This window comes from Inquilinus sp. YAF38 (genome assembly GCF_052113205.1).
In the GTDB taxonomy this organism is placed as follows: domain Bacteria; phylum Pseudomonadota; class Alphaproteobacteria; order DSM-16000; family Inquilinaceae; genus Inquilinus.
Genome location: NZ_JBFRCU010000018.1, coordinates 72,972 through 90,776, shown reverse-complemented (window position 1 = coordinate 90,776; position 17,805 = coordinate 72,972). Strand labels below are relative to the sequence as shown.

Below are 17,805 nucleotides of genomic sequence, written 5' to 3'. Positions count from 1 at the left end.
GCGGCGCCGCTGCGGGCGGTGTGCATCCGCGAGGTGCAACGGTCGCTGGACCAGTCGGTCAAGCGGCTGATCGAGGACAAGATCCAGGCGCTGGGCGTCGGGTCGGCCTTCCGGGTGCAGGTATAGGGGGGTGATCAGTTTTAGACGGTCATAGAACCCAAAAATCGTCCCTAACCCATTGAAATAGAAATCGTCTCAACGAGCGCAGCTTCCGGATCGGTTTTGGACGGAATGCGTGAAAATGCGCGGATTGGGCGGTCAATTTTAGACCGACTGGCTGACATCAGGTCCGCTTTGAGCGAGCCTGGAGATCCTTAAGCGTCGTGCCTTGGGCGAGGCGCAGCTGTTCCTCCGGCGTCCACTCGGCTGATGCTACTGGTGTCGATGTCGTCGTCCCCGGCCGCTTCGCCCACAGGGCAAGCGCGACAAGGGCCGCGGAGGGCACCAGGAATGCCGCGGCGTCCGACCCGGTCAGCGCTCGAACTCCCAAACCCAAGGCGATAGCGGCGGAGACGATCCCCAGGGCGATCAGAAATCCGCGCACCACAGAGACGACTGCCGCAGCTCCGAACAGGAGGACCGCGGCGATTACCGCGAGAATCATTGTTGTCATTCGCCCCTCCTAAACCAGCGCCTACGCGACGTGCCGACCGTAGACCAGGAGCACCTGGCCTATCACTTCAAAGTCCTCGATCTCTTTTACGTCCAGCATTTCCGGATCAAAATCTCGATTATCCGAGAAGGCAAGAAGATGCCGAACGCCCAGACGGAACCGCTTCACTCTCATTTCGCCTGACATGCGGAATGCATAGACAAGATCCGACCGGACATTGTTCTTTGACATATCGCAGATAATAATTTCACCGTGCCGAATGGTCGGATTCATGGATTGCCCCTCCGCCCGAAAGGCGACGAGGGTTCCAGGATTTCCGCCGGCTTCAGCGACCGTGTGCCGTGGCAGGGGAATGTGCTCGACGACGAAAGCGTCGTCGATCAGCCGCCCGCTGCCGGCGGCCACCGCAACGTCATATAGCGGAACAAGCACCTCATCCTGTTCCACCGCCACAGCTCGGGTTGGCACAGGATCATTGGGTTCCCGGCCGGTGGCGAGCCACTCAATGGGTCGCCCTGCTCGTTCGGCGATGATGGACACAAATGTCCATGGCGGCTCACTCTCGCCTGTAAGATAGCGGCTGATTTGCTTGACGGATTTGTCCGTCAACGCCGCAGCTGCTGACGTCCCCCCGAGGTCCCGGACCAGCTCCTGCAGGCGCGCCCGAAAGGCGCGCTCACTTTCGGTTTCCTGCTCCGGCATTTAGTCGTCGCGCCCAAAAGGGGTTAAGAGACTGATCTGTCTCGAATTTTGGCGTTGGGACAAATGAGGCCCGCCCACACCTTTTGGGCAGACAGTTTTGTCCTCGACACTCGGACAGATGTGTCTTACCTTGCTTGCCATGTCAGACGCGGCCTCAAGCATGAACATCCCGAAAGAACCCGCCGAGCGGCGGGTGTGGATCGTCGGTCAACTTCGCCTGCGCGGGTCGAGCCTGCGGAAGATCGCCGACAGGTTGGGGGTGAGCCACCAGTCCTGCTCGATCGCCCTCATGGCGCCGTCCGAGCGCATTGAGATTGCGATCGCCGAAGAACTGGGGATCCCCGTCCAGGCGCTTTTCCCGGATCGGTTCACGCCCGAAGGCCGACGGCTGCCGCAATCGCGACCCTGGAACCGTAGCACGGGCCGTGAAGCCGCCGAACGTCAATTGCGGAGGCTGGCGTGAACAAGCCGGGCGCAGTGGCCGACCTGTTCGGCGCCGCGCCTAGCCCGGCCGAGATCGCCTATTCGCCAGAGGACGTCCGTGCGGCGACGCTGAACGGACAATTGTGTCGCGCCATTTCGACCAGCCTCAAGGCATGTGGCAAGACCCGCGCCAAAGTCGCCGAGGCGATGTCGAGCTACCTCGGTGCGACCGTCAGCGAGGCAATGCTCGACGCCTACGCAAGCCCGGCCCGCGACACTCATGTGATCAGCTGGCCGCGCCTGATCGCCCTGGCGCATGTCACCGGGGATGCCCGGCTGCTGTCGATCGGCTTGGAGCAATTCGGCGTGGCGCTGATTGATCGGCGCCATCTTCCGTATGTCGAAATGGGCATCCTGGAGGAGGAGAAAGCCGAGATAGCGCGTCGCCAAGCGCGCCTGCGCCGCTCCGTGCGCGGAGGCAGCCGATGACCGAGCAATGGCTGACCGCTCGCGAGATCGCAGACCTCAAGCTGCCAGGTCTCGCCACCAACGAGCGTAACGTCCGGAAATACCTGGCCCGCATCGGGGCTCCGGCGACCAGGCAGGGCTCGACCGGGGGAAGGCCGGCTTATGCCTATCCGATTTCGGCACTTCCCGATGCTGCTCGCAAGGCTCTTGCCCGGCGCGCGCTGCAGGCACCGGCTGCGGCGGCAGCGGCGCCCGATTTACGGCCGGTTCGGGTTGATCACCTCAAATCCTGGCAGCGTGAGACCATGGATGCGCGAGCGGCGTTGCTGGCCGAGGTGGAACGGCTGCAGCTGGCTGCCGGTCTAAGCCGTGGGAAGGCCGTCGAGGCCCTGATAGAACAGGCGCGCGATGGCTCGCTCCGCTCCGATCTCGCGGCCCTGATTTCGCAGGCCAATGCTCGGGCCGGCAAAGGCGGCGGCCGGACCCTGTGTCGCGCGACCATGTACAACTGGTTCAAGGAACGGGACGCCGCCGGCGCCGTTGCCCTGGCGCCGCGCGAGGCGGCGTCGGCCCGACCGATCGTGCCGGAATGGGTGCGGCCGTTCTGGTCGCTGTGGGCGCGCCCCCAAAAGCTGTCGATCGCCCATTGCTTGGAGCTGCTGCGGGACGAGCTGCCGGCCAATGTCGCCGTCCCCAGCTACGACCAGGTGAAGCGGTTCCTCCGCCAGATCTCGGTGATCGACCGCAACCGCGGCCGGATCGGGCCGCGCCAGCTCAAGACGATGCGGGCCTATGTCACGCGCGATTTCGGCGACCTTTGGCCGACCGCGATCTATGTCGCGGACGGCCATACCTTCGACGCCGAGATCGCGCATCCGATCCACGGCCAGCCGTTCCGGCCCGAGGTGACCGTAGTTATCGATGTCGCCACCCGCGTCATCGTTGGATGGTCGATCGGCATCGTCGAGAACACCTGGGGCGTTGCCGATGCCCTGCGCCACGCCTGCGAGTCCTGGGGCGTGCCGGCGCTGTGGTACGTCGACCGCGGCAAGGGCTTCAACAACGCCTATTTCGACGGCCCGCACACTGGATTCCTGGCCCGGCTGGGTGTGCACAAAGAGAACTCGCTGCCGTACAGCTCGCAGGCCCGCGGCGTGGTCGAGCGCGTCCACCAGTCCTGCCTGGTCCGGGCCGCGAAGCAGCTGCCGACCTATATCGGCGCGAAGATGGACGAGGAGGCGAAGCACCGCGTCCACAAGCTGACCCGCGCCGACATCAAGATGATCGGCCGGTCGCGGCTGCTGATGTCCTTCGACGACTTTCGTGAGTATGTCGGCGCCCAGGTCGCCGCATACAACGGCCGGCGCCATAGCGAGCTGGGCATGTCGCCGCTGGACCGGTGGGAGAAGCTCCTCCGCGATCAACCGGACACGATGATCGATCGGCTGGCGCCGGAGGAGGCGGTGGATCTGTTCCGCCCGACCGTCGAGCGTGTCGCCCGGCGCGGCCAGGTCGAGCTGTGGACCAACATCTACTTCCTGCGGGACCTGGAGCATCACCACGGCGAGACCGTCCAGGTCGGGTTCGATCTGCACGACGCGAGCCAGGTGTGGGTGCGCGACCTTGCCGGGCGCCTGGTCGGCATCGCCAAGCTGGACGGCAACAAGGTGCCGTTCATGCCGGCGCTGACCCGCGCAGAGCGGGAACAGCAGATCCGCACCAAGGGTCGGCGCGACCGCCTGAACCGGGATCTCGCCGTTGTCGAGGCCGAGTTGAACGGCGGCCCGGCGCTGATCGAGCACGCCCACCGGACGACAGTGGACGAGTTCTTCCTGGACGCCGCCCGGCAGCAGCTGGACGCGATGGAAGCCGTTAGCGCGACGCCGGCGCCGGCTCCCGCTAACGCCGCCGAGGCGGCCGCGCGCCCGATCTTCGGCACCGATCACGAATTCGCCGCCTGGCTGGCTGCCAATCCTGGCCGGGCGACGCCCGCCGACCTGGCGTGGCTCAAGCCCCGCCTGGCCGACCCCCACTTCCTGCTGCTCCTCGACGCCTGCTCGATCGATGTCGAGGCGCTGAATTCCCTGTGCAGAGAGGCCGCCTGATGAAGCCCGTGTTTATCCCGAAAGTCTCCAACGTCATGGCCTGGCTGGGTGCCTTCAACGCGCTCAAGAACCGCGGCGCGTCGGAAAGCTGCCTGATGCTGGTCGATGGCGAGCCCGGCCTCGGTAAAACCGGGACGGCCGTGTGGTGGGGCGTCCAGAATCAGGCGATCCACGTCCGCGCCAAGCAAGGCTGGACCCATAGCTGGTGCCTGCGGGACATGTACGCTGCCGCCACTGGTCGGCCGTCCCAGACGCGCGACACGGCGAAGCTGTTCGAGGCGGTGGTGGCGGCGCTGACGGCACGGCAGGCCCAAGCGGCCCGCCTCGGGCACGCCACCACCGTGCTCCTGATCGACGAGGCCGACCACGCCGTCGCCGCCGGCCGGGATGTCATCGAGGGCATTCGCGACATCACCGACCACCTGGAGATCCCGACCGTGCTGGTGGGGATGGACCGGATCAGGAAACGGCTGGACCGCTATCCGCAGGTGGCGTCGCGCATCAGCCAGAAGGTCGAGTTCAAGCCACTGACCGTGGATGACGTGCGAGCGGTCATCGCCGGCATCAGCGAGGTCGAGGTCAAGGATGACCTCATCGCTTACACTCACCGCGCCTGTGGCGGTTACATCCGCGAGCTGAAAGAGGCGGTGGCGGCGATCGAGCGCTTCGGCCTACGCCAAGCGGGCGCCGCGGTGGGCGTCGAGGCGATGCGCGGCCAGGTGCTGCTGCACAGCCGCGAGACCGGCGCGCCGGTGGTGGTGGCCTGATGCGCGCGTTGCTGGATGCGCTGGCCGAACCCGGCGCTTGCGTCACCATTGACCAGTTGCCGGGGCTGCTCGGCAAGAGCTACCGCGATGCCTGCACCGACTTGCGGCGCGCCTATGCGGCCGGCCTGATCGAGCGCGCATCGGAGGGATGCTACCGGCTGACCGAGCGCGGCCGATCGGAAGACGTCGAGCCCCTGATGGTGACCACGGCGCCCACCGGCGTGGGCGGGGCTTGGGATGCCACGGCCCGGAACCGCATCTGGGCGGCGATGCGGCAGCTCGGCCGGTTCTGCCGCGCTGACGTGGCTGGAGCGGTCGCCCAGCCGGAGACCGATCGGAAGGCGCTGGAGAGCTCGATCCGCCGTTACATCAGTCGGCTGGTCGCCGCCGGCTATCTCGTGCCGCTGACCGGCCGGGTCAGGGTGGCTGCCCATCCCAACACCGGCCAGAAGCGCTATCGCCTGGTCCGCGACACCGGCCCCGCCAGCCCGCTGGTGCGGCGGGACGGATCGATCTTCGACCGCAACCTGGGCCGCGTGGTGACCGCCGATGTCCAGGCCGGTTGACCCCGCCGTGGTGGCACTGCTGCGCGCCGAGGCATCCCGGCGCGGCAGCATTCGAGCCGTCGCCGATGTCATCGGCCGCAGCCGCACCGCGGTGTCCCTGGCCCTCTCCGGCAAATACCCGGCCGCCGACACCAGCCGGTTCGAGGCCGCGGTGCTGGCCGCCCTCGATCAGGTGGAGTGCCCGTTCCTGACCGAGCGCGTGCGGCGGGACCGTTGCCGCTTGGCGCTCGATCCCTGTCCCACCCACGCCCCGCACGCCGCCGCCCATTGGCGCGCCTGCCAAACCTGCCCCAACAAACCCCAGGAGGAGAGATCCCGTGGTTAAGTTGCTGTCGCCCTTGTCCCGCGAGCTGCATTCGATGCGGCGCAAGCTGGACACCCGCCTCAGCTCACGCCAACCGCTGAGCGAGGCCGAGGTGAAGCGAATGATCGAGCTGCTCGGCAGCATGGAGATCGAGGCCGCCGCGCTTGAAAGCCGGCCGACGGTCGCCGTGTCGGAGAAGACGCTCGACCTGGCCCGCCGTCTTGAAGCTGCGGGGATCGTGCCGTGACGGCCCGCCTCATCGGCCGTGAAGTCAGCTTCGAGCTGGCGGGCCATGGAACGGTGCGCGGCATCGTTCAGACCTATCGGCAGCTGCGCGGCAATCGCTATGCCGTGACGGCGACGAACGGCAACGAGACTCTGTCCGGCATTGTCGATGTGACGCCCGAGGGCGAGGTCGCAACTGTGATCGACGACGGGACGGCCGACCGGATCGCTCAGGCGATCCTAGACGGGCGCTCGGTGCGGATGCCGATCGGGAGGCAGATGCATGCGCTCGCTGCCGCCTGGCTGAGTCGGCGGGGAGTGCGGCCATGACCATCGGCCTCCTGATCCTCGCCGTCTGGCTGGCCGGATTGTCCGGTCTCGTCGGCGGCCTCGCATGGCACGCCTACTGGCTGCATGGCGTCCGCGTGGTCACCCGGCAGTTCATCGCCGAGACCCTGATCCTGATCGCCCTCCTGACCCTCGTGCTCTACGGCCCGCATTTCGTGGGCCTGGGCAGCCCCAATTGAGACGCCCATGACGATGATCCTGCCCGAAGGCGCCCGCGCCAGCGTCCGCCTGTTCCTGGTCGGCACGGCCGGCGAGGAAGTGACGATCGAGATCCCGAACCTGCAGTACCTGCCACCGATCCCGACCCCGGCCGACCCGATTGCGTTTCTCGAAGTCTGCCAGACCCGTCTCAAGACGCCGGTCAAGGCGGTCGGCGCCTGGCGCTTCATGACCGACCGGGAGGTCGACGCCTTCCTGGCGCGGGAGAAGGACGAGGACGACGGCTTCAACCCTCATGGCTCCGGCCCGGTGCCGGTGGAGCGGCGTCATGGATAACCCCGCCCTCGACCCGGCATCGGTCGGGATCGGCCTCACCCCGAATCAGGCCGATTGCATGCGCGTCATCCAGGAGCTGATGGACCAATCGGGGGTCTGCCCGTCGTACCAGGAGCTGGCCGACGAGTTGGACCTGCGCTCCAAGGGCGCAATCCATCGGCTCATCACCAGGCTGATCGAGCGCGGCTATCTGCGCCGGCAGCCGCACCACAGCCGCGCGCTGGAGATCCTTCGGCGCGTCCCGCTGACCCTCGACGAACCGTCCTTCGTCCTCTCCGCCGATCTGGCGGAGAGGCGTGGCCAGTAGGAGCGACCATGCCACGCCGTCCAGCACCCATCACTGCAGCCGAGATCGACCGCGCCCTGATGCGGGCCGACCAGGGGAAGGGAACCCAGCTCGCCTGCCTGCTCAAGCGCTGCACCCGGGATGACCTGGTCGCCGCCTTCTCGCGTTGCGGCTCGGATCTCGGCAGGGCGCTGTCCTATGTCAGCGGCCGGCAATCGATGCGCGACGAGGTCGCCACGTGGCGGCGGATTGCGCGCCGGCGGTCGGACTGCGCGGACGCGCAGGACCAGTAGCGGCACGCCCAGCGATGAACAACACCGAGCTTGCCCTGTTCCTGTTCCGGCTCAACCGGATCTTCCAGGAAGCCCACGGCCCGTCCTGCAGCTCGAAGGCGGCGGCGAAGGAGACGATCTTCCGCATCGTCGCCGGCCTGCGCCGGGAGCAGACGCAGGCGCGCCGGGTGCCTGAGTTGCGGTTCACGACGGATGATGCGCGGTGGCTGATCCTCGGTGTCGTGGAGTGCCTTGAGCGCGCCGGCATCGCCCGGCCGGACATCGCCATCACTTTCAATAGCGCCATTCGCGGCCTGCCGACGCCGGACTGGCCGCAGTTCCCCACCCCCGAAATCCCGAACGGCTTCGTGCTGGTCCGCAATGACGTGCTGACGTCGCTGGCGGCGGGCACGCCCGTCTCGGTGACGGAGTCGACCGATGCCCCGCAAGCCTACTGACGATCCTGTTTTCGATGCCTTCTGGGCCGCCTATCCCCAGCGGCGGCCGAACCCGCGAGAGCGGGCGCGGAAGCTGTTCAACGCCCTCATCAAGGCCGGCACCGTGACCGCGGAGGAGCTGACCGCGGCTGCCGCCGCCTATGCCGCCGAGCGACGGGCAGCCAAGGCCGATCCGAAATACAACTGGATGGCCTCGACCTTCCTCGGTGAGGAGCGCTGGCGAGACTATGTCCCGGCGGAGGAGGCAACCGGTTCCCGAGTGCCGCCGGAGCCGGACACGGCAGTCCATCCCTTCGGTGGCCTCGTTGATTGGGTCGGCATCAAGAAGTGGTCGACCTGGTTCCGGCCGCTGCGGCTGGAGCGGCAGGGCGAGTTGCAGATCGTCGTCGCCCCGACCAAGTTTCACGCCGATCGCATCCGGGCCGAGTTCGAGCAGCTGCTCCGCGAAGCGTGGGGCGAGATCGAGATACGGCCGTGAGCCGAGCCTCCGCCATCGCCAAGGTCCACGTCGCCAAGAAGCAGCTCGGGCTGGACGACGAGACCTACCGGGCCGTGCTGCGCCGGGTGACCGGTCGCGACAGCGCCGCCGACCTCAACGAGGTCCAGCTCGGCAGCGTTATCCGCGAATTCGTCCGGCTCGGCTGGACCGGTGGCGCCGACCTCCGCACCGGCCGCACCTCAACCGGTCGCCTGATCCGCGCGCTCTGGCACGATGCCTCCCGCGAGAAGTCGGAGGCATCACTGCGTTCGATGATCCGCCGCGTCCTCGGCCTGGCCGAAGACGTGATCCCCCAAGCCGACATGCTCTCCGTCGCTGATGCCTCGAAAGTCATCGAAGCACTCAAAGGCATGAAGCGACGCAAGGGTGGAGCGCGATGACCGATCCCGTCACCCCGGAATATTTCCCCGGCCTGCTCTACGACCTGGCTGTCGCGGGCTATGTCCGTGAAGCGCGGGCTCTGGCGAAGGTCTGGGGCGGCGGCAAACGCTACATTCCCGGCGTCGAGCACGTGCGGCCGACCTCGCCGCTGGTCGGTATCATCGGTCTCGATGCCACCCGCCTGCTCGCCGAAATGCACGGGCCGGGACACAAGCTGATCCCTCGTGCCGCTGGGGACGGTGCCTTGGTACGCGAGATCCTGCGGCATCCCGGCGGCACCCGCGCCTGCGCCCAGGATCTAGGGTGCACTGAGGAATGGGTCCGCCGGGTGCGTAAGCGCCGGCCGGACGGGACGGGGCCACAAGGCAACCTGTTCGATCCTGGCGGTGGGCAGGAGGACTTTCAGCCCGGCATCCAACATTCTGTCGCCGGCGAAAGTGTCACTGTCGGTCTCCGGAATTCCAGATAAGCTGTATCTGCTACTTCGGTTCATTGATCACGAGAGAAGAGCATGATTGGCTCCTTAAGAGATCGGATACTCAGCGATACGGTCCTCCTTGCCACAATAACCGGAGCAGGATACCTATTCGCCTACGGGTTTAATTTTGGTTTTGCAAAGCATTTCGGATATCCAAGCGAACTGTATTACATTTCTGTCTCCGATGTTCTGCTTTCTATTGCAGCGGTAATAGCGCTTCTGGCTCCAGGCTTTCAGGGGTACGTACTGTTTACAAGCTCATTTCCGGATACTGAATTTTACAGATACTTATCCGTATTTCTAGTGCTGATTATAATCGTCACTGCCGCCATTCTTCGTCCATTAATTCCATCTTATGGAACCGTAATTGCGCCAATAGTTGTTTTTTTGGCATTCGTGCTCTTACAAGTTGCCTATTTATTTTTTCTAAAGACAGGAAAAATTAGGAATTACATGTTTAATTATTCGGTGAGTAGAAGTTTTCAGTCATTTCTGATCGCTCTAATCATATCTATCTTTATTCTATATATTGTCGGAAGCGTAGTTGGGCAATCTGAAGCTAAATCTCGCACGCTATACAAATTCTCGTACGGAGATAAGGAGTATATTGCCCTGAGAATAGCAAACGAGAGGATTATTTGTGCGAGATTGTTGAATGGGAACACAATATCCAAGTCATTTATTATCTATGAGGAAAAAACAGTCGAAGGTTTGGAATTCGTACCCATTAAGCAGTCCGATTTTGTTTGGTCTAAATGAATCTCGTAAGATGTATGCAGACATTAAATGACCACTGATTGATTCGTGAAGGCGCTCTGACCCAACGATGTAGGGTCAATTCGCCGCCTTTGAGGCGGCGTTCTTATTCGGGCACCAGGCGGCCGAGCCGCCCTCTCCGGAGTCGTGCCCGAGAATGCCCCGTCTATCAGCCCGAGATCTCGGTTCGAACGTCGCCGCCTTCCTCGACACGCTGGCCGTGTCCGAAGGCACCAGCACAATCGGCGGCAGCGACGACGGTTACGACGTGCTGGTCGGCGGAACCCTGTTCTCCGGCTATGCCGCGCATCCGCGCCAACTCGTCTGGCTACCGCGGTACAAGATCGGTTCCACCGCAGCGGGCCGCTATCAATTTCTGGCCCGCACCTGGGACGACCTCGCGGTTACGCTGCGCCTGCCGGACTTTTCTCCGACCTCGCAAGATCGCGCCGCTGTCGAGCTAATCCGCGGCCGCCGCGCGCTGGACCTGATCGAGGCCGGACGGATCCCCGAGGCCATCGACCGCTGCCGCAACATCTGGGCCAGCCTGCCCGGCGCCGGCTACGGCCAGCGCGAACACAAGCTCGAGACGCTGCTCGACGTCTATGTCCGCGCCGGCGGCGCCCTGTCCGACACCACCACCCCCAAGGAGCGGAAATGATCTCCCTGCGGCCCATGGCCATCTGGGCGGCGTTCGTCGCGCTGCTGCTCGCCTGCCTCGTCGCCCCCGTCGCCATGGCCGGCGACGGGTTCGTGATCGATTTCACCCCGGCTGTCGACTACCTCGTCGGCATCCTCGTCTCGGCGCTCGGCGCCGGGGGCCTGGCCGTCATCGGCTGGGCGGCCAAGCTGCTGCGGCTCAAGGCCGACGACGCCATCCGGACCTATCTGGACACGATTGCCGTCCGCGCGATCGACTATGCCCGCAACCGGCTGCTTGAGCTGGGGCACGACGTCGCCAAGGTCGAGGTGCGGGACCAGTGGATCGCCGATGCCGGCACCTATCTGGCTCGGTCGGCGCCGGATGCCCTCAAGCGCTTCGGCCTGACCGAGGAGCGGGTCGCCGATTACATCCGGGCGCGGATGCCGGCGCCGAGTTCCTGACGGGCACCGCCCGATGTGGGGCGACCTCGTCCAGGGGCTGGCGGAGCTGGTGAAGGCTCTGCTGGTCCCGTTCCTCACCTGGCGGGCCGCCGAGGGCGCCGAAGCCAAACGCAACGCCAAGATCCTGGCCACCCAAAATGAAATCGCTTCCCGCCCTGACGTGCCTGATGGCGAGCTTGACGACTGGCTGCGGCAGCGGCGCTAGCGTCTGCCCGGCGTTCCCGCCGGCTGGCCCCGGCGTCGCGGACGAGTTCGCCGCTCCCCCGCCCAAGCCCGCCACCCGCRCCTGGTACCAGGATCTCAAGCGGCTCGATGCGCAGCTGCAGGCGTGCCGTGGCTGACGAAATCGACCGGGCGGCCGAGCTGGTCGAGCGCTTCCAATCGGAGGCGCTCGATCCGCACCGGGTCCGCCGTGCCCGCGAGGCGGCGGCCGAAGACATCGGGCCGCGCGAATGCGATGGCTGCGGCGAACCGATTCCGACCGCGCGCCGCAGGGCCGCGCCCTGGGCGCGCCGCTGCGCCCCCTGCCAATCCTCGATCGAGCGCGGGGGGCGCTGATGGACGGCTTCTTCGACGCGGTGCGGCAGCACTGGCTATGGGTGATCGGGCTGCTGACGATCCTGGCGAACCTAGCGCTGCTGGTCCTGGCACAGCGCTTCGCCCTCAAGACCGATGTCGGCGGGCTGGCGACGCGCGTCGACCAATTGGAGCGCGAGACCGTCCTCATCGGAGAGCGCATGAGGCACATGCCGACCAGCGACGACATGAAGGCGCTGCAGGCCGCCGTGGCGGTCCAGAACGCCTCGATCGAGAAGCTGAATGCCAAATCCGAGGGGCACACCGGGGCGCTCAGCTCGATCTCGGACCAGCTCGGGATGCTGACCAACCATTTGTTGGGACGAGGTGATAAATGATCCCGCTTGCCGAGCGCCTGGCCGAGCATCGCCGCCTCGCCATCCTGCGGTGTCTCGCCGATCTGCCGGCCGAGGAGCGCGAGCGGCTGCTCATCCTCGCGCTGCTGGCGCTGCTGCCGCAGGGCGCCGGGAACGTCTCGCTGCTGCGCGACCTGACCGCCGATGCCGGCGCGCCGATCCTGCGCGACAAGGTTCTGGCCCATGGCGCCTGGCTGGCCGATCACGGCCTGGCCGGCGCGGGCCGGGACCAGAGCGGCGTCGACATCCTGGCCGTGACCGAGCGTGGCGCGGAGGTTGCGGAGGGTCGGCGGGCTTGGCCCGGCGTGGCACCCGTCGCCAATCTCGACTGGTTCTGCTCGCGCCTGGCGAGCCTCGCCATGGCCGCCAGCCGGCCTCAGGTCGAAGCCGACGTCTCGTTCCTGGTCGGCGCCGGCCTGCTCGACGCCAGCGCCACCGACAGCATGCTGGTGCTGACCAGCCGGGGCGCCGATGTCGCCGCCGGCCGGGAGGTGGTGCCCGGCGTGCGCAAGCCGTCCTATGGCGCCGCCCTCCGGGCCGGGGCGCTGGCCGCGCGCTCGATCCTGGAGCGCTGAGCATGGCGCATGCCCAGGAGATCAAGACCGCCGTCCGCGGCTCCTACATCTACGAGCGCATGTCGCTGGAGCAGGCGTCGGCCAAACATGACGTCGCGGTGGCAACCGTCCGGAGATGGAAAAGCCTGGCCGCCGCTATGGGTGACGATTGGGACAAGGCGCGTGGCGCCGCAGCCCTGTCGACCTCCGGCGCCGGGATGATCGCCCAGATCGTGCTGGCCGACTTCCTGGTCCTGCACCAGGCGACCATGGAGCAGCTGAAGGATGCCGACGACGTCGCGCCGCTGGAGAAGGCCGAGGCCATCAGCCGGCTGTCCGACGCCTTCCACAAGACGATGGCGGCCGTTGCCAAGGCCGCCCCCGATCTCGGCCGCTACGCCGTCGCCACCGAGCTGCTGCAGCTGCTCGCCGTCTTCGTCCGCGAGAAGTTCCCACAACACTCCGAGGCCCTGGCCGAGGTGCTGGAGCCGTTTGCCGGCCGCGTGGCCGAGCGCTACGGGTGACGCGATGGCGAAGTCCGCCTCGAAACAAACAAAGCCCGCCGACTTCCTGGCGGCGATGGCGGCCCTGTCCGCCGAGATCCGCCAGGAGATCGAGAACAAGGTCCAGGGCTTCAGCCCCGACCCGGTGGCGCAGCGGGAGCGCAAGAAGCGGGCGGCGACCGACTTCGGCACCTTCTGCGCGACCTACTTCCCGCACTATGTCACCAGCGCCGCCAGCGGCTTCCACACCTGGCTCTATGACCGGCTGCCGGCGCTGATCCACAACCCGGGGAAGTCGGCCGGCGCCCGCGAGGCCATCGCGGCGCCGCGCGGCAATGCCAAAACCACGCACGGCCAGATGTTCATCCTCTGGTGCATCGTCTACGGGTACAAGCGGTTCCCCGTGGTGATGTCGGACGCCAGCGACCAGGCCGCCGCCATCCTCGAAGGGATCAAGGTCGAGCTGGAGGTCAATCCGCGGCTGGCGCAGGACTTCCCTGACGCGGTCGGCCAGGGCCGGGTGTGGCAGGTCGGCGTCATCGTCACGCGAGGCAACGTCAAGGTGCAGGCGTTCGGCAGCGGCAAGCGGCTGCGCGGCGTGCGCCACGGTGCCCACCGGCCGGATCTGTGCTGGCTGGACGATCTGGAGAACGACGAGAACGTCCGGTCGCCGGAGCAACGGGATAAGCTCGAAGCCTGGATCGACAAGGCGGTCGAGCCACTGGGGCCGCCGGACGGCTCCATGGACATCATCTATGTCGGCACCGTGCTGCACTATGACTCGGTGCTGAGCCGCAAGCTACGCAACCCACTGTGGCGGGCGACCGTCTTCCGCGCGATCGTCCGCTGGCCCGACCGGATGGATCTGTGGGAGCGGTGGGAGGAGGTTCTTCACAACGAGGACGAGGAGGCGGCGGACGCCTTCTATGCCGGGCAGCGGGAGCTGATGGACGCCGGCGCCGAGGTGCTGTGGCCGGCGGTGCAACCCTTCGTCAAGCTGATGAAGATCCGGGTCCGCATCAAGGTCGGCCCGTTCGATGCCGAATATCAGAACGATCCTGTGTCGAGCGACGACGCCCTGTTCGGCAAGGTGACGTTCTGGGTCAACCGCCTCGGGCACTGGATGATGTTCGGCGCGTGCGACCCGTCCCTGGGCAAGCAGAACCGCGGGCGCGACCCGTCCGCCCTCCTGGTCGGCGGCCTCAACCGCGAGACCGGCATCCTTGACGTGGTCGAGGCCCGGATCGCCCGGCGGCTGCCGGACAAGATCATTGAGGACGTGATCGCCCTGCAGCGCGAGCATCGCTGCCTGGTGTGGGGCGTCGAGGCCGTCCAGTTCCAGGAGTTCTTCCGGACGGAGCTGGTGCGCCGGTCGGCCGAGCGCGGCGTGCCCGTGCCGGCGGTGCCGATCATGACGAAATCGGACAAGGCGCTGCGGATCGAGAGCCTACAGCCGCATGTCGCCAACGGCCTGATCCGATTCCATCCTTCCCAGACGGTGCTGCTCGACCAACTGCGGCACTTCCCCAAGGGCGATCACGATGACGGCCCCGACTGTCTCGAAATGCTCTGGGTCCTGGCCGTCAAGCGCATGCGCATGACCGCCGGCATCCACCGTGCCGGCCCCCGATCCATGCCCTACGAACAGATCCACAACGGGTTCGCGCGATGACCGACACTTCCGCCACGGCGCCGGCCGTCACCCGCACCGGCGAGATCGCGACCGCGAAGCTGGACATCACCCTCCTGGGCTGGGGCGATACCCTGCGGCCGCAGGATGACATTCTGGCCCAGCGCAGCGTCGGCAAGGGCCTCAAGCTGTATGAGGATCTGGCGCGCGACCCTCGCGCCGGAGCCGTCCTGGACAAGCGCAAGCGGGCGGTGGTCGCCCGCGAATGGTCGGTGACGCCAGGAGGGCCGCGACGGGCCGACAAGCAAGCGGCCAAGCTGGCGGAGCGTGTCCTAGACGGCGAATGGGGCCTGTCCTTCGACAAGCTGTGCCTGGACCTGCTGGACGCCCAGCTCAAGGGCTATGCCGTCTCCGAGGTGATCTGGGACATGCGGGACGGTTTCGCCGTGCCGGTCGAGGCCAAGCCCCGCGATCCGCGCCGCTTCGTGTTCAACCGGGAATGGGAGCTGCGGCTCCTAACCCCGGAGAACCAGCTCGACGGGATCGCGCTGCCGCCGCGCAAGTTCCTGGTCCACCGGTTCGGCACCAGCTTCGATCCCTACGGCCTCGGCCTGGGCCATCGCTTGTTTTGGCCGATCTTCTTCAAGCGGAACTCGCTGCAGTTCTGGGCGAAGTTCTGCGAGCGGTTCGGCATGCCCTTCATCAAGGGCACTGCCGGCCCTGGCGAAGATCCCCGCGAACTGCTCAAGGCCCTCATCGGCCTGGGCCAGGATGGTGCGATTGCCGTGCCCGAGGGCACGCTCATCGAGCTGCTGGACGCGGCCAAGGGTGCCGGCGTCGACACCTATGAGAAGTTCTGCCGGTACCTGGACGAGCAGATCTCGGAAGCCGTGCTAGGCGAGACGCTGTCGACCAATGTCGGCCAGGCCGGCAGCCGGGCGGCCAGCCAGACCCACAACGAGGTCCGCGAGGATCTCTGCGATGGCGACTGCGATGAGCTGTCGGCCGCCCTGAACGCCCAGCTGCTGACCTGGCTGACCGAGGCGAACTATCCGGATGCGGCGCCGCCGACCGTCTGGCGCCCCCGGCCGGAGAACCGCAAGGAGAACGCGGAGACCGACAAGGCCGAGACCGATGCGCGATCGGCCGCGGTGGACTATGTCGAGAAGATGCGCAGGGCCGGCTACGAGCCCGAGGACGCGGAGGCCGAGTTTGTCGACCAGGCCAGAGGCCGGTGGTTCTTCGTCGGCCGGCCGGAGCCGCAGCTGTCGTCGGAATCGGGCGGCACGCCGCCGCCGGCGGCCTTCGCCACGCCGGCCGAGCGCAATCCGGCCGCCGATCCGGTCGACCATCTGGTCGACCAGGTCGAGGAGGCGACCGGCCCGGCGCTGGACCAAATCATCGACGCCATCAAGGCCGAGCTGGACGAGTCCATCCGCCTCCGCGAAACGCCGGTGCAGTTCGCCGCGCGCCTGGCGCGGATGGAGTCGACCATGCCGATCGACGGACTGGCCGAGCTGCTGCGGGACGGCCTGGCGCTCTCGGCGCTAACCGGCATGGGTGACCAGCTCGATGGCCGGTGAAGCCGTCCGGGTCTCGGCGACGCGCGTCCATTTCGTCGAGGCGATCGACTACTTCCGCAGCAAGGTAAACCTGCCGACGAACAGCTGGTCGGACCTGATGCACCAGGCACACACCCGCGCGTTCACCGTCGCCGGCGCCACATCGGATGCGCTGCTGGCCGACTTCCGGGAAGCCTTGGACCGCGCGATCTCGGCCGGCGGCACACTGGAGACCTTCCGCGCGGACTTCGACCGGATCGTCGCCCAGCACGGCTGGGCCTATCACGGCAGCCGGAACAGGCGCAGCCGGCTGATCTTCGAGATGAACACCCGGATGGCCTACAGCTCCGGCCGCTGGCAGCAGGCTCAGCGGCTGAAGGCGACCAGGCCCTATGCCCGTTATGTCGATGTCCACGATCTGAAGACTCGGCCCGAGCACTATGCCTGGCACGACATCATCCTTCCGATCGATCATCCGTGGTGGCGCACCCATTGGCCGCCGAACGGCTGGAATTGCCGGTGCCATACCCAGAGCCTTTCGGAGCGCGACCTCAAGCGATTCGGGCTGAAGGTCACCCTCGATCCGCCCGAGATCGAGATGGAGCCGCGCGAGGTCCGCGCGCCGGACGGCTCTATCGAAACGGTCTGGACGCCGAAAGGCATCGACACCGGCTTCGGGTACAATCCTGGCGACTCTTGGCTGCGCGGCGTCACCCCTCCCCAGCTGCGGAAACCGCTGCCGTCACCGACGCCTCCGAATCCGCCACCGCCAGGTCAGCCGTCATCGCAGCTGGATGCATTGCCCGGCTCAACGCCTATTTCGCAGCTGCCGCCTCTGCCATCCACCCCCTTGCCGCCGGTGCCGAAGCTCCCGGCTGGTCTAGCGGAGGAGGACTATGTCCGCGCCTTCCTCCGCGAGTTTGGCGGCGACATCGGGCAACCCGTGGTGTGGCGGGATCCCAGTGGCACCCGAACGATCATCACGGACGAGCTGTTCCGCAACTATGACGGGACGTTCAAGGTGACCAAACAGGGCCGGGAGGAGTATCTGCTCGCGCTAGCTGCGGCCCTGAAGGACCCAGACGAGATCTGGCTGCACTGGTTCGACGTCGCCCCGCCGGGACAGCCGCCGAACTATATCCTCCGCCGTCGCTACGTGAGACGGTTCGACATGGACAAGCGGCGCGGCGGGCTGGCTGTGTTCGAGTGGACGCCCAAGGGCTGGGATGGCGTGACCCTGTTCCCGCCGACGAGCGCGGCCCAGATCGACCGAGCGCGTTATGGGGTCCTGCTGTATCAGCGATGAGTGGGAATTCGGCCGGGCACCCGCCCCCCGGCCAGCTCCGTCAGCTTTCTGGTGCACGGGCGGGCGGC

29 protein-coding genes are annotated in these 17,805 nt (G+C 66.6%); 27 read left to right on the top strand and 2 right to left on the bottom strand.

The window, feature by feature from the left end; genetic code table 11:
- Positions 1-283 precede the first annotated feature (283 nt).
- Positions 284-604, bottom strand: a complete 321-nt coding sequence (locus AB4Z01_RS11095) for a hypothetical protein (RefSeq protein ID WP_441693402.1) — start codon at positions 602-604, stop codon at positions 284-286.
- A 30-nt stretch (positions 605-634) separates the two neighbouring features.
- Positions 635-1,315: a S24 family peptidase gene (locus AB4Z01_RS11090; protein ID WP_441693400.1), complete on the bottom strand. Its 681-nt coding sequence runs from the start codon at positions 1,313-1,315 to the stop codon at positions 635-637.
- A 160-nt stretch (positions 1,316-1,475) separates the two neighbouring features.
- On the opposite strand from AB4Z01_RS11090, the gene AB4Z01_RS11085 reads away from it, so the two are divergent.
- From AB4Z01_RS11085 to AB4Z01_RS10955, 27 genes are all read left to right on the top strand, one after another.
- Positions 1,476-1,778 carry a helix-turn-helix domain-containing protein gene (locus tag AB4Z01_RS11085; RefSeq protein ID WP_441693398.1) on the top strand — a complete coding sequence of 101 codons (303 nt, stop codon included), beginning with the start codon at positions 1,476-1,478 and terminating at the stop codon, positions 1,776-1,778.
- Entirely contained in the window at positions 1,775-2,227 is a 453-nt protein-coding gene (locus tag AB4Z01_RS11080; protein ID WP_441693396.1) for a DNA transposition protein, read from the top strand. The genes AB4Z01_RS11085 and AB4Z01_RS11080 overlap by 4 nt, the downstream gene beginning before the upstream one ends.
- Complete coding sequence (locus tag AB4Z01_RS11075; RefSeq protein WP_441693394.1) at positions 2,224-4,311, top strand: Mu transposase C-terminal domain-containing protein; 2,088 nt, start codon at positions 2,224-2,226, stop codon at positions 4,309-4,311. The genes AB4Z01_RS11080 and AB4Z01_RS11075 overlap by 4 nt, the downstream gene beginning before the upstream one ends.
- Entirely contained in the window at positions 4,311-5,078 is a 768-nt protein-coding gene (locus AB4Z01_RS11070; RefSeq protein ID WP_441693392.1) for an AAA family ATPase, read from the top strand. Before AB4Z01_RS11075 ends, AB4Z01_RS11070 begins: the two co-directional genes overlap by 1 nt.
- Positions 5,078-5,644 (top strand): hypothetical protein, encoded by a 567-nt coding sequence (locus AB4Z01_RS11065; protein ID WP_441693390.1) that lies wholly within the window; start codon positions 5,078-5,080, stop codon positions 5,642-5,644. The genes AB4Z01_RS11070 and AB4Z01_RS11065 overlap by 1 nt, the downstream gene beginning before the upstream one ends.
- The gene (locus AB4Z01_RS11060) at positions 5,628-5,969 is read left to right on the top strand and encodes a hypothetical protein (RefSeq protein WP_441693388.1); all 342 of its coding nucleotides are present in this window, start codon (positions 5,628-5,630) and stop codon (positions 5,967-5,969) included. The genes AB4Z01_RS11065 and AB4Z01_RS11060 overlap by 17 nt, the downstream gene beginning before the upstream one ends.
- Complete coding sequence (locus tag AB4Z01_RS11055; protein ID WP_441693386.1) at positions 5,962-6,195, top strand: hypothetical protein; 234 nt, start codon at positions 5,962-5,964, stop codon at positions 6,193-6,195. The genes AB4Z01_RS11060 and AB4Z01_RS11055 overlap by 8 nt, the downstream gene beginning before the upstream one ends.
- Complete coding sequence (locus AB4Z01_RS11050; protein ID WP_441693384.1) at positions 6,192-6,503, top strand: hypothetical protein; 312 nt, start codon at positions 6,192-6,194, stop codon at positions 6,501-6,503. Before AB4Z01_RS11055 ends, AB4Z01_RS11050 begins: the two co-directional genes overlap by 4 nt.
- Positions 6,500-6,700: a hypothetical protein gene (locus AB4Z01_RS11045; RefSeq protein WP_441693382.1), complete on the top strand. Its 201-nt coding sequence runs from the start codon at positions 6,500-6,502 to the stop codon at positions 6,698-6,700. Before AB4Z01_RS11050 ends, AB4Z01_RS11045 begins: the two co-directional genes overlap by 4 nt.
- Before the next feature lie 7 nt (positions 6,701-6,707).
- Positions 6,708-7,016, top strand: a complete 309-nt coding sequence (locus tag AB4Z01_RS11040) for a hypothetical protein (RefSeq protein ID WP_441693380.1) — start codon at positions 6,708-6,710, stop codon at positions 7,014-7,016.
- Positions 7,009-7,323, top strand: a complete 315-nt coding sequence (locus AB4Z01_RS11035; RefSeq protein WP_441693378.1) for a LexA family protein — start codon at positions 7,009-7,011, stop codon at positions 7,321-7,323. The genes AB4Z01_RS11040 and AB4Z01_RS11035 overlap by 8 nt, the downstream gene beginning before the upstream one ends.
- 8 nt (positions 7,324-7,331) lie before the next feature.
- On the top strand, positions 7,332-7,595 hold the full coding sequence (locus AB4Z01_RS11030) for a hypothetical protein (RefSeq protein WP_441693377.1): 264 nt from the start codon (positions 7,332-7,334) through the stop codon (positions 7,593-7,595).
- 14 nt (positions 7,596-7,609) lie between these two features.
- Positions 7,610-8,032 carry a hypothetical protein gene (locus AB4Z01_RS11025; protein WP_441693375.1) on the top strand — a complete coding sequence of 141 codons (423 nt, stop codon included), beginning with the start codon at positions 7,610-7,612 and terminating at the stop codon, positions 8,030-8,032.
- Positions 8,013-8,510 carry a DnaA N-terminal domain-containing protein gene (locus AB4Z01_RS11020; protein WP_441693373.1) on the top strand — a complete coding sequence of 166 codons (498 nt, stop codon included), beginning with the start codon at positions 8,013-8,015 and terminating at the stop codon, positions 8,508-8,510. Before AB4Z01_RS11025 ends, AB4Z01_RS11020 begins: the two co-directional genes overlap by 20 nt.
- Positions 8,507-8,911 carry a phage protein GemA/Gp16 family protein gene (locus tag AB4Z01_RS11015; RefSeq protein ID WP_441693371.1) on the top strand — a complete coding sequence of 135 codons (405 nt, stop codon included), beginning with the start codon at positions 8,507-8,509 and terminating at the stop codon, positions 8,909-8,911. Before AB4Z01_RS11020 ends, AB4Z01_RS11015 begins: the two co-directional genes overlap by 4 nt.
- On the top strand, positions 8,908-9,381 hold the full coding sequence (locus tag AB4Z01_RS11010) for a hypothetical protein (RefSeq protein ID WP_441693369.1): 474 nt from the start codon (positions 8,908-8,910) through the stop codon (positions 9,379-9,381). The genes AB4Z01_RS11015 and AB4Z01_RS11010 overlap by 4 nt, the downstream gene beginning before the upstream one ends.
- A 42-nt stretch (positions 9,382-9,423) precedes the next feature.
- Complete coding sequence (locus tag AB4Z01_RS11005) at positions 9,424-10,149, top strand: hypothetical protein (RefSeq protein ID WP_441693367.1); 726 nt, start codon at positions 9,424-9,426, stop codon at positions 10,147-10,149.
- 154 nt (positions 10,150-10,303) lie between these two features.
- Positions 10,304-10,807: a glycoside hydrolase family 24 protein gene (locus AB4Z01_RS11000; RefSeq protein WP_441693365.1), complete on the top strand. Its 504-nt coding sequence runs from the start codon at positions 10,304-10,306 to the stop codon at positions 10,805-10,807.
- Entirely contained in the window at positions 10,804-11,250 is a 447-nt protein-coding gene (locus AB4Z01_RS10995; protein WP_441693363.1) for a hypothetical protein, read from the top strand. The genes AB4Z01_RS11000 and AB4Z01_RS10995 overlap by 4 nt, the downstream gene beginning before the upstream one ends.
- Before the next feature lie 13 nt (positions 11,251-11,263).
- Positions 11,264-11,455: a hypothetical protein gene (locus tag AB4Z01_RS10990; protein WP_441693361.1), complete on the top strand. Its 192-nt coding sequence runs from the start codon at positions 11,264-11,266 to the stop codon at positions 11,453-11,455.
- A 128-nt stretch (positions 11,456-11,583) separates the two neighbouring features.
- Entirely contained in the window at positions 11,584-11,808 is a 225-nt protein-coding gene (locus AB4Z01_RS10985) for a TraR/DksA C4-type zinc finger protein (RefSeq protein ID WP_441693359.1), read from the top strand.
- On the top strand, positions 11,808-12,164 hold the full coding sequence (locus AB4Z01_RS10980; protein ID WP_441693357.1) for a DUF2730 family protein: 357 nt from the start codon (positions 11,808-11,810) through the stop codon (positions 12,162-12,164). The genes AB4Z01_RS10985 and AB4Z01_RS10980 overlap by 1 nt, the downstream gene beginning before the upstream one ends.
- Positions 12,161-12,757, top strand: a complete 597-nt coding sequence (locus tag AB4Z01_RS10975; RefSeq protein WP_441693355.1) for a hypothetical protein — start codon at positions 12,161-12,163, stop codon at positions 12,755-12,757. Before AB4Z01_RS10980 ends, AB4Z01_RS10975 begins: the two co-directional genes overlap by 4 nt.
- A gap of 2 nt (positions 12,758-12,759) precedes the next feature.
- Positions 12,760-13,260 (top strand): DUF1804 family protein, encoded by a 501-nt coding sequence (locus AB4Z01_RS10970; RefSeq protein WP_441693353.1) that lies wholly within the window; start codon positions 12,760-12,762, stop codon positions 13,258-13,260.
- Between the two features lie 4 nt (positions 13,261-13,264).
- Positions 13,265-14,911, top strand: coding sequence for a phage terminase large subunit (gene terL, locus AB4Z01_RS10965; protein WP_441693351.1), 1,647 nt, complete (start codon positions 13,265-13,267; stop codon positions 14,909-14,911).
- Positions 14,908-16,452, top strand: a complete 1,545-nt coding sequence (locus AB4Z01_RS10960) for a DUF935 domain-containing protein (RefSeq protein ID WP_441693349.1) — start codon at positions 14,908-14,910, stop codon at positions 16,450-16,452. Before terL ends, AB4Z01_RS10960 begins: the two co-directional genes overlap by 4 nt.
- Positions 16,442-17,737: a PBECR2 nuclease fold domain-containing protein gene (locus AB4Z01_RS10955; RefSeq protein ID WP_441693347.1), complete on the top strand. Its 1,296-nt coding sequence runs from the start codon at positions 16,442-16,444 to the stop codon at positions 17,735-17,737. Before AB4Z01_RS10960 ends, AB4Z01_RS10955 begins: the two co-directional genes overlap by 11 nt.
- The last annotated feature ends 68 nt before the right edge of the window (positions 17,738-17,805 follow it).

What these genes read in the sequence shown, in the direction of transcription:
- AB4Z01_RS10990 (WP_441693361.1), top strand. Translation starts at nt 11,264, where the DNA reads ATGTGGGGCGACCTCGTCCAGGGGCTGGCGGAGCTGGTGAAGGCTCTG.
- AB4Z01_RS11060 (WP_441693388.1), top strand. Translation starts at nt 5,628, where the DNA reads ATGTCCAGGCCGGTTGACCCCGCCGTGGTGGCACTGCTGCGCGCCGAG.
- AB4Z01_RS10970 (WP_441693353.1), top strand. Translation starts at nt 12,760, where the DNA reads ATGGCGCATGCCCAGGAGATCAAGACCGCCGTCCGCGGCTCCTACATC.
- AB4Z01_RS11065 (WP_441693390.1), top strand. Translation starts at nt 5,078, where the DNA reads ATGCGCGCGTTGCTGGATGCGCTGGCCGAACCCGGCGCTTGCGTCACC.
- AB4Z01_RS11005 (WP_441693367.1), top strand. Translation starts at nt 9,424, where the DNA reads ATGATTGGCTCCTTAAGAGATCGGATACTCAGCGATACGGTCCTCCTT.
- AB4Z01_RS11000 (WP_441693365.1), top strand. Translation starts at nt 10,304, where the DNA reads ATGCCCCGTCTATCAGCCCGAGATCTCGGTTCGAACGTCGCCGCCTTC.
- AB4Z01_RS10960 (WP_441693349.1), top strand. Translation starts at nt 14,908, where the DNA reads ATGACCGACACTTCCGCCACGGCGCCGGCCGTCACCCGCACCGGCGAG.
- AB4Z01_RS10975 (WP_441693355.1), top strand. Translation starts at nt 12,161, where the DNA reads ATGATCCCGCTTGCCGAGCGCCTGGCCGAGCATCGCCGCCTCGCCATC.
- AB4Z01_RS11090 (WP_441693400.1), bottom strand. Translation starts at nt 1,315, where the DNA reads ATGCCGGAGCAGGAAACCGAAAGTGAGCGCGCCTTTCGGGCGCGCCTG.
- AB4Z01_RS11035 (WP_441693378.1), top strand. Translation starts at nt 7,009, where the DNA reads ATGGATAACCCCGCCCTCGACCCGGCATCGGTCGGGATCGGCCTCACC.
- AB4Z01_RS10980 (WP_441693357.1), top strand. Translation starts at nt 11,808, where the DNA reads ATGGACGGCTTCTTCGACGCGGTGCGGCAGCACTGGCTATGGGTGATC.
- AB4Z01_RS11010 (WP_441693369.1), top strand. Translation starts at nt 8,908, where the DNA reads ATGACCGATCCCGTCACCCCGGAATATTTCCCCGGCCTGCTCTACGAC.
- AB4Z01_RS11085 (WP_441693398.1), top strand. Translation starts at nt 1,476, where the DNA reads ATGAACATCCCGAAAGAACCCGCCGAGCGGCGGGTGTGGATCGTCGGT.
- AB4Z01_RS11070 (WP_441693392.1), top strand. Translation starts at nt 4,311, where the DNA reads ATGAAGCCCGTGTTTATCCCGAAAGTCTCCAACGTCATGGCCTGGCTG.
- AB4Z01_RS10995 (WP_441693363.1), top strand. Translation starts at nt 10,804, where the DNA reads ATGATCTCCCTGCGGCCCATGGCCATCTGGGCGGCGTTCGTCGCGCTG.
- AB4Z01_RS11040 (WP_441693380.1), top strand. Translation starts at nt 6,708, where the DNA reads ATGACGATGATCCTGCCCGAAGGCGCCCGCGCCAGCGTCCGCCTGTTC.
- AB4Z01_RS11030 (WP_441693377.1), top strand. Translation starts at nt 7,332, where the DNA reads ATGCCACGCCGTCCAGCACCCATCACTGCAGCCGAGATCGACCGCGCC.
- terL (WP_441693351.1), top strand. Translation starts at nt 13,265, where the DNA reads ATGGCGAAGTCCGCCTCGAAACAAACAAAGCCCGCCGACTTCCTGGCG.
- AB4Z01_RS11020 (WP_441693373.1), top strand. Translation starts at nt 8,013, where the DNA reads ATGCCCCGCAAGCCTACTGACGATCCTGTTTTCGATGCCTTCTGGGCC.
- AB4Z01_RS11095 (WP_441693402.1), bottom strand. Translation starts at nt 604, where the DNA reads ATGATTCTCGCGGTAATCGCCGCGGTCCTCCTGTTCGGAGCTGCGGCA.
- AB4Z01_RS10955 (WP_441693347.1), top strand. Translation starts at nt 16,442, where the DNA reads ATGGCCGGTGAAGCCGTCCGGGTCTCGGCGACGCGCGTCCATTTCGTC.
- AB4Z01_RS11025 (WP_441693375.1), top strand. Translation starts at nt 7,610, where the DNA reads ATGAACAACACCGAGCTTGCCCTGTTCCTGTTCCGGCTCAACCGGATC.
- AB4Z01_RS11045 (WP_441693382.1), top strand. Translation starts at nt 6,500, where the DNA reads ATGACCATCGGCCTCCTGATCCTCGCCGTCTGGCTGGCCGGATTGTCC.
- AB4Z01_RS11075 (WP_441693394.1), top strand. Translation starts at nt 2,224, where the DNA reads ATGACCGAGCAATGGCTGACCGCTCGCGAGATCGCAGACCTCAAGCTG.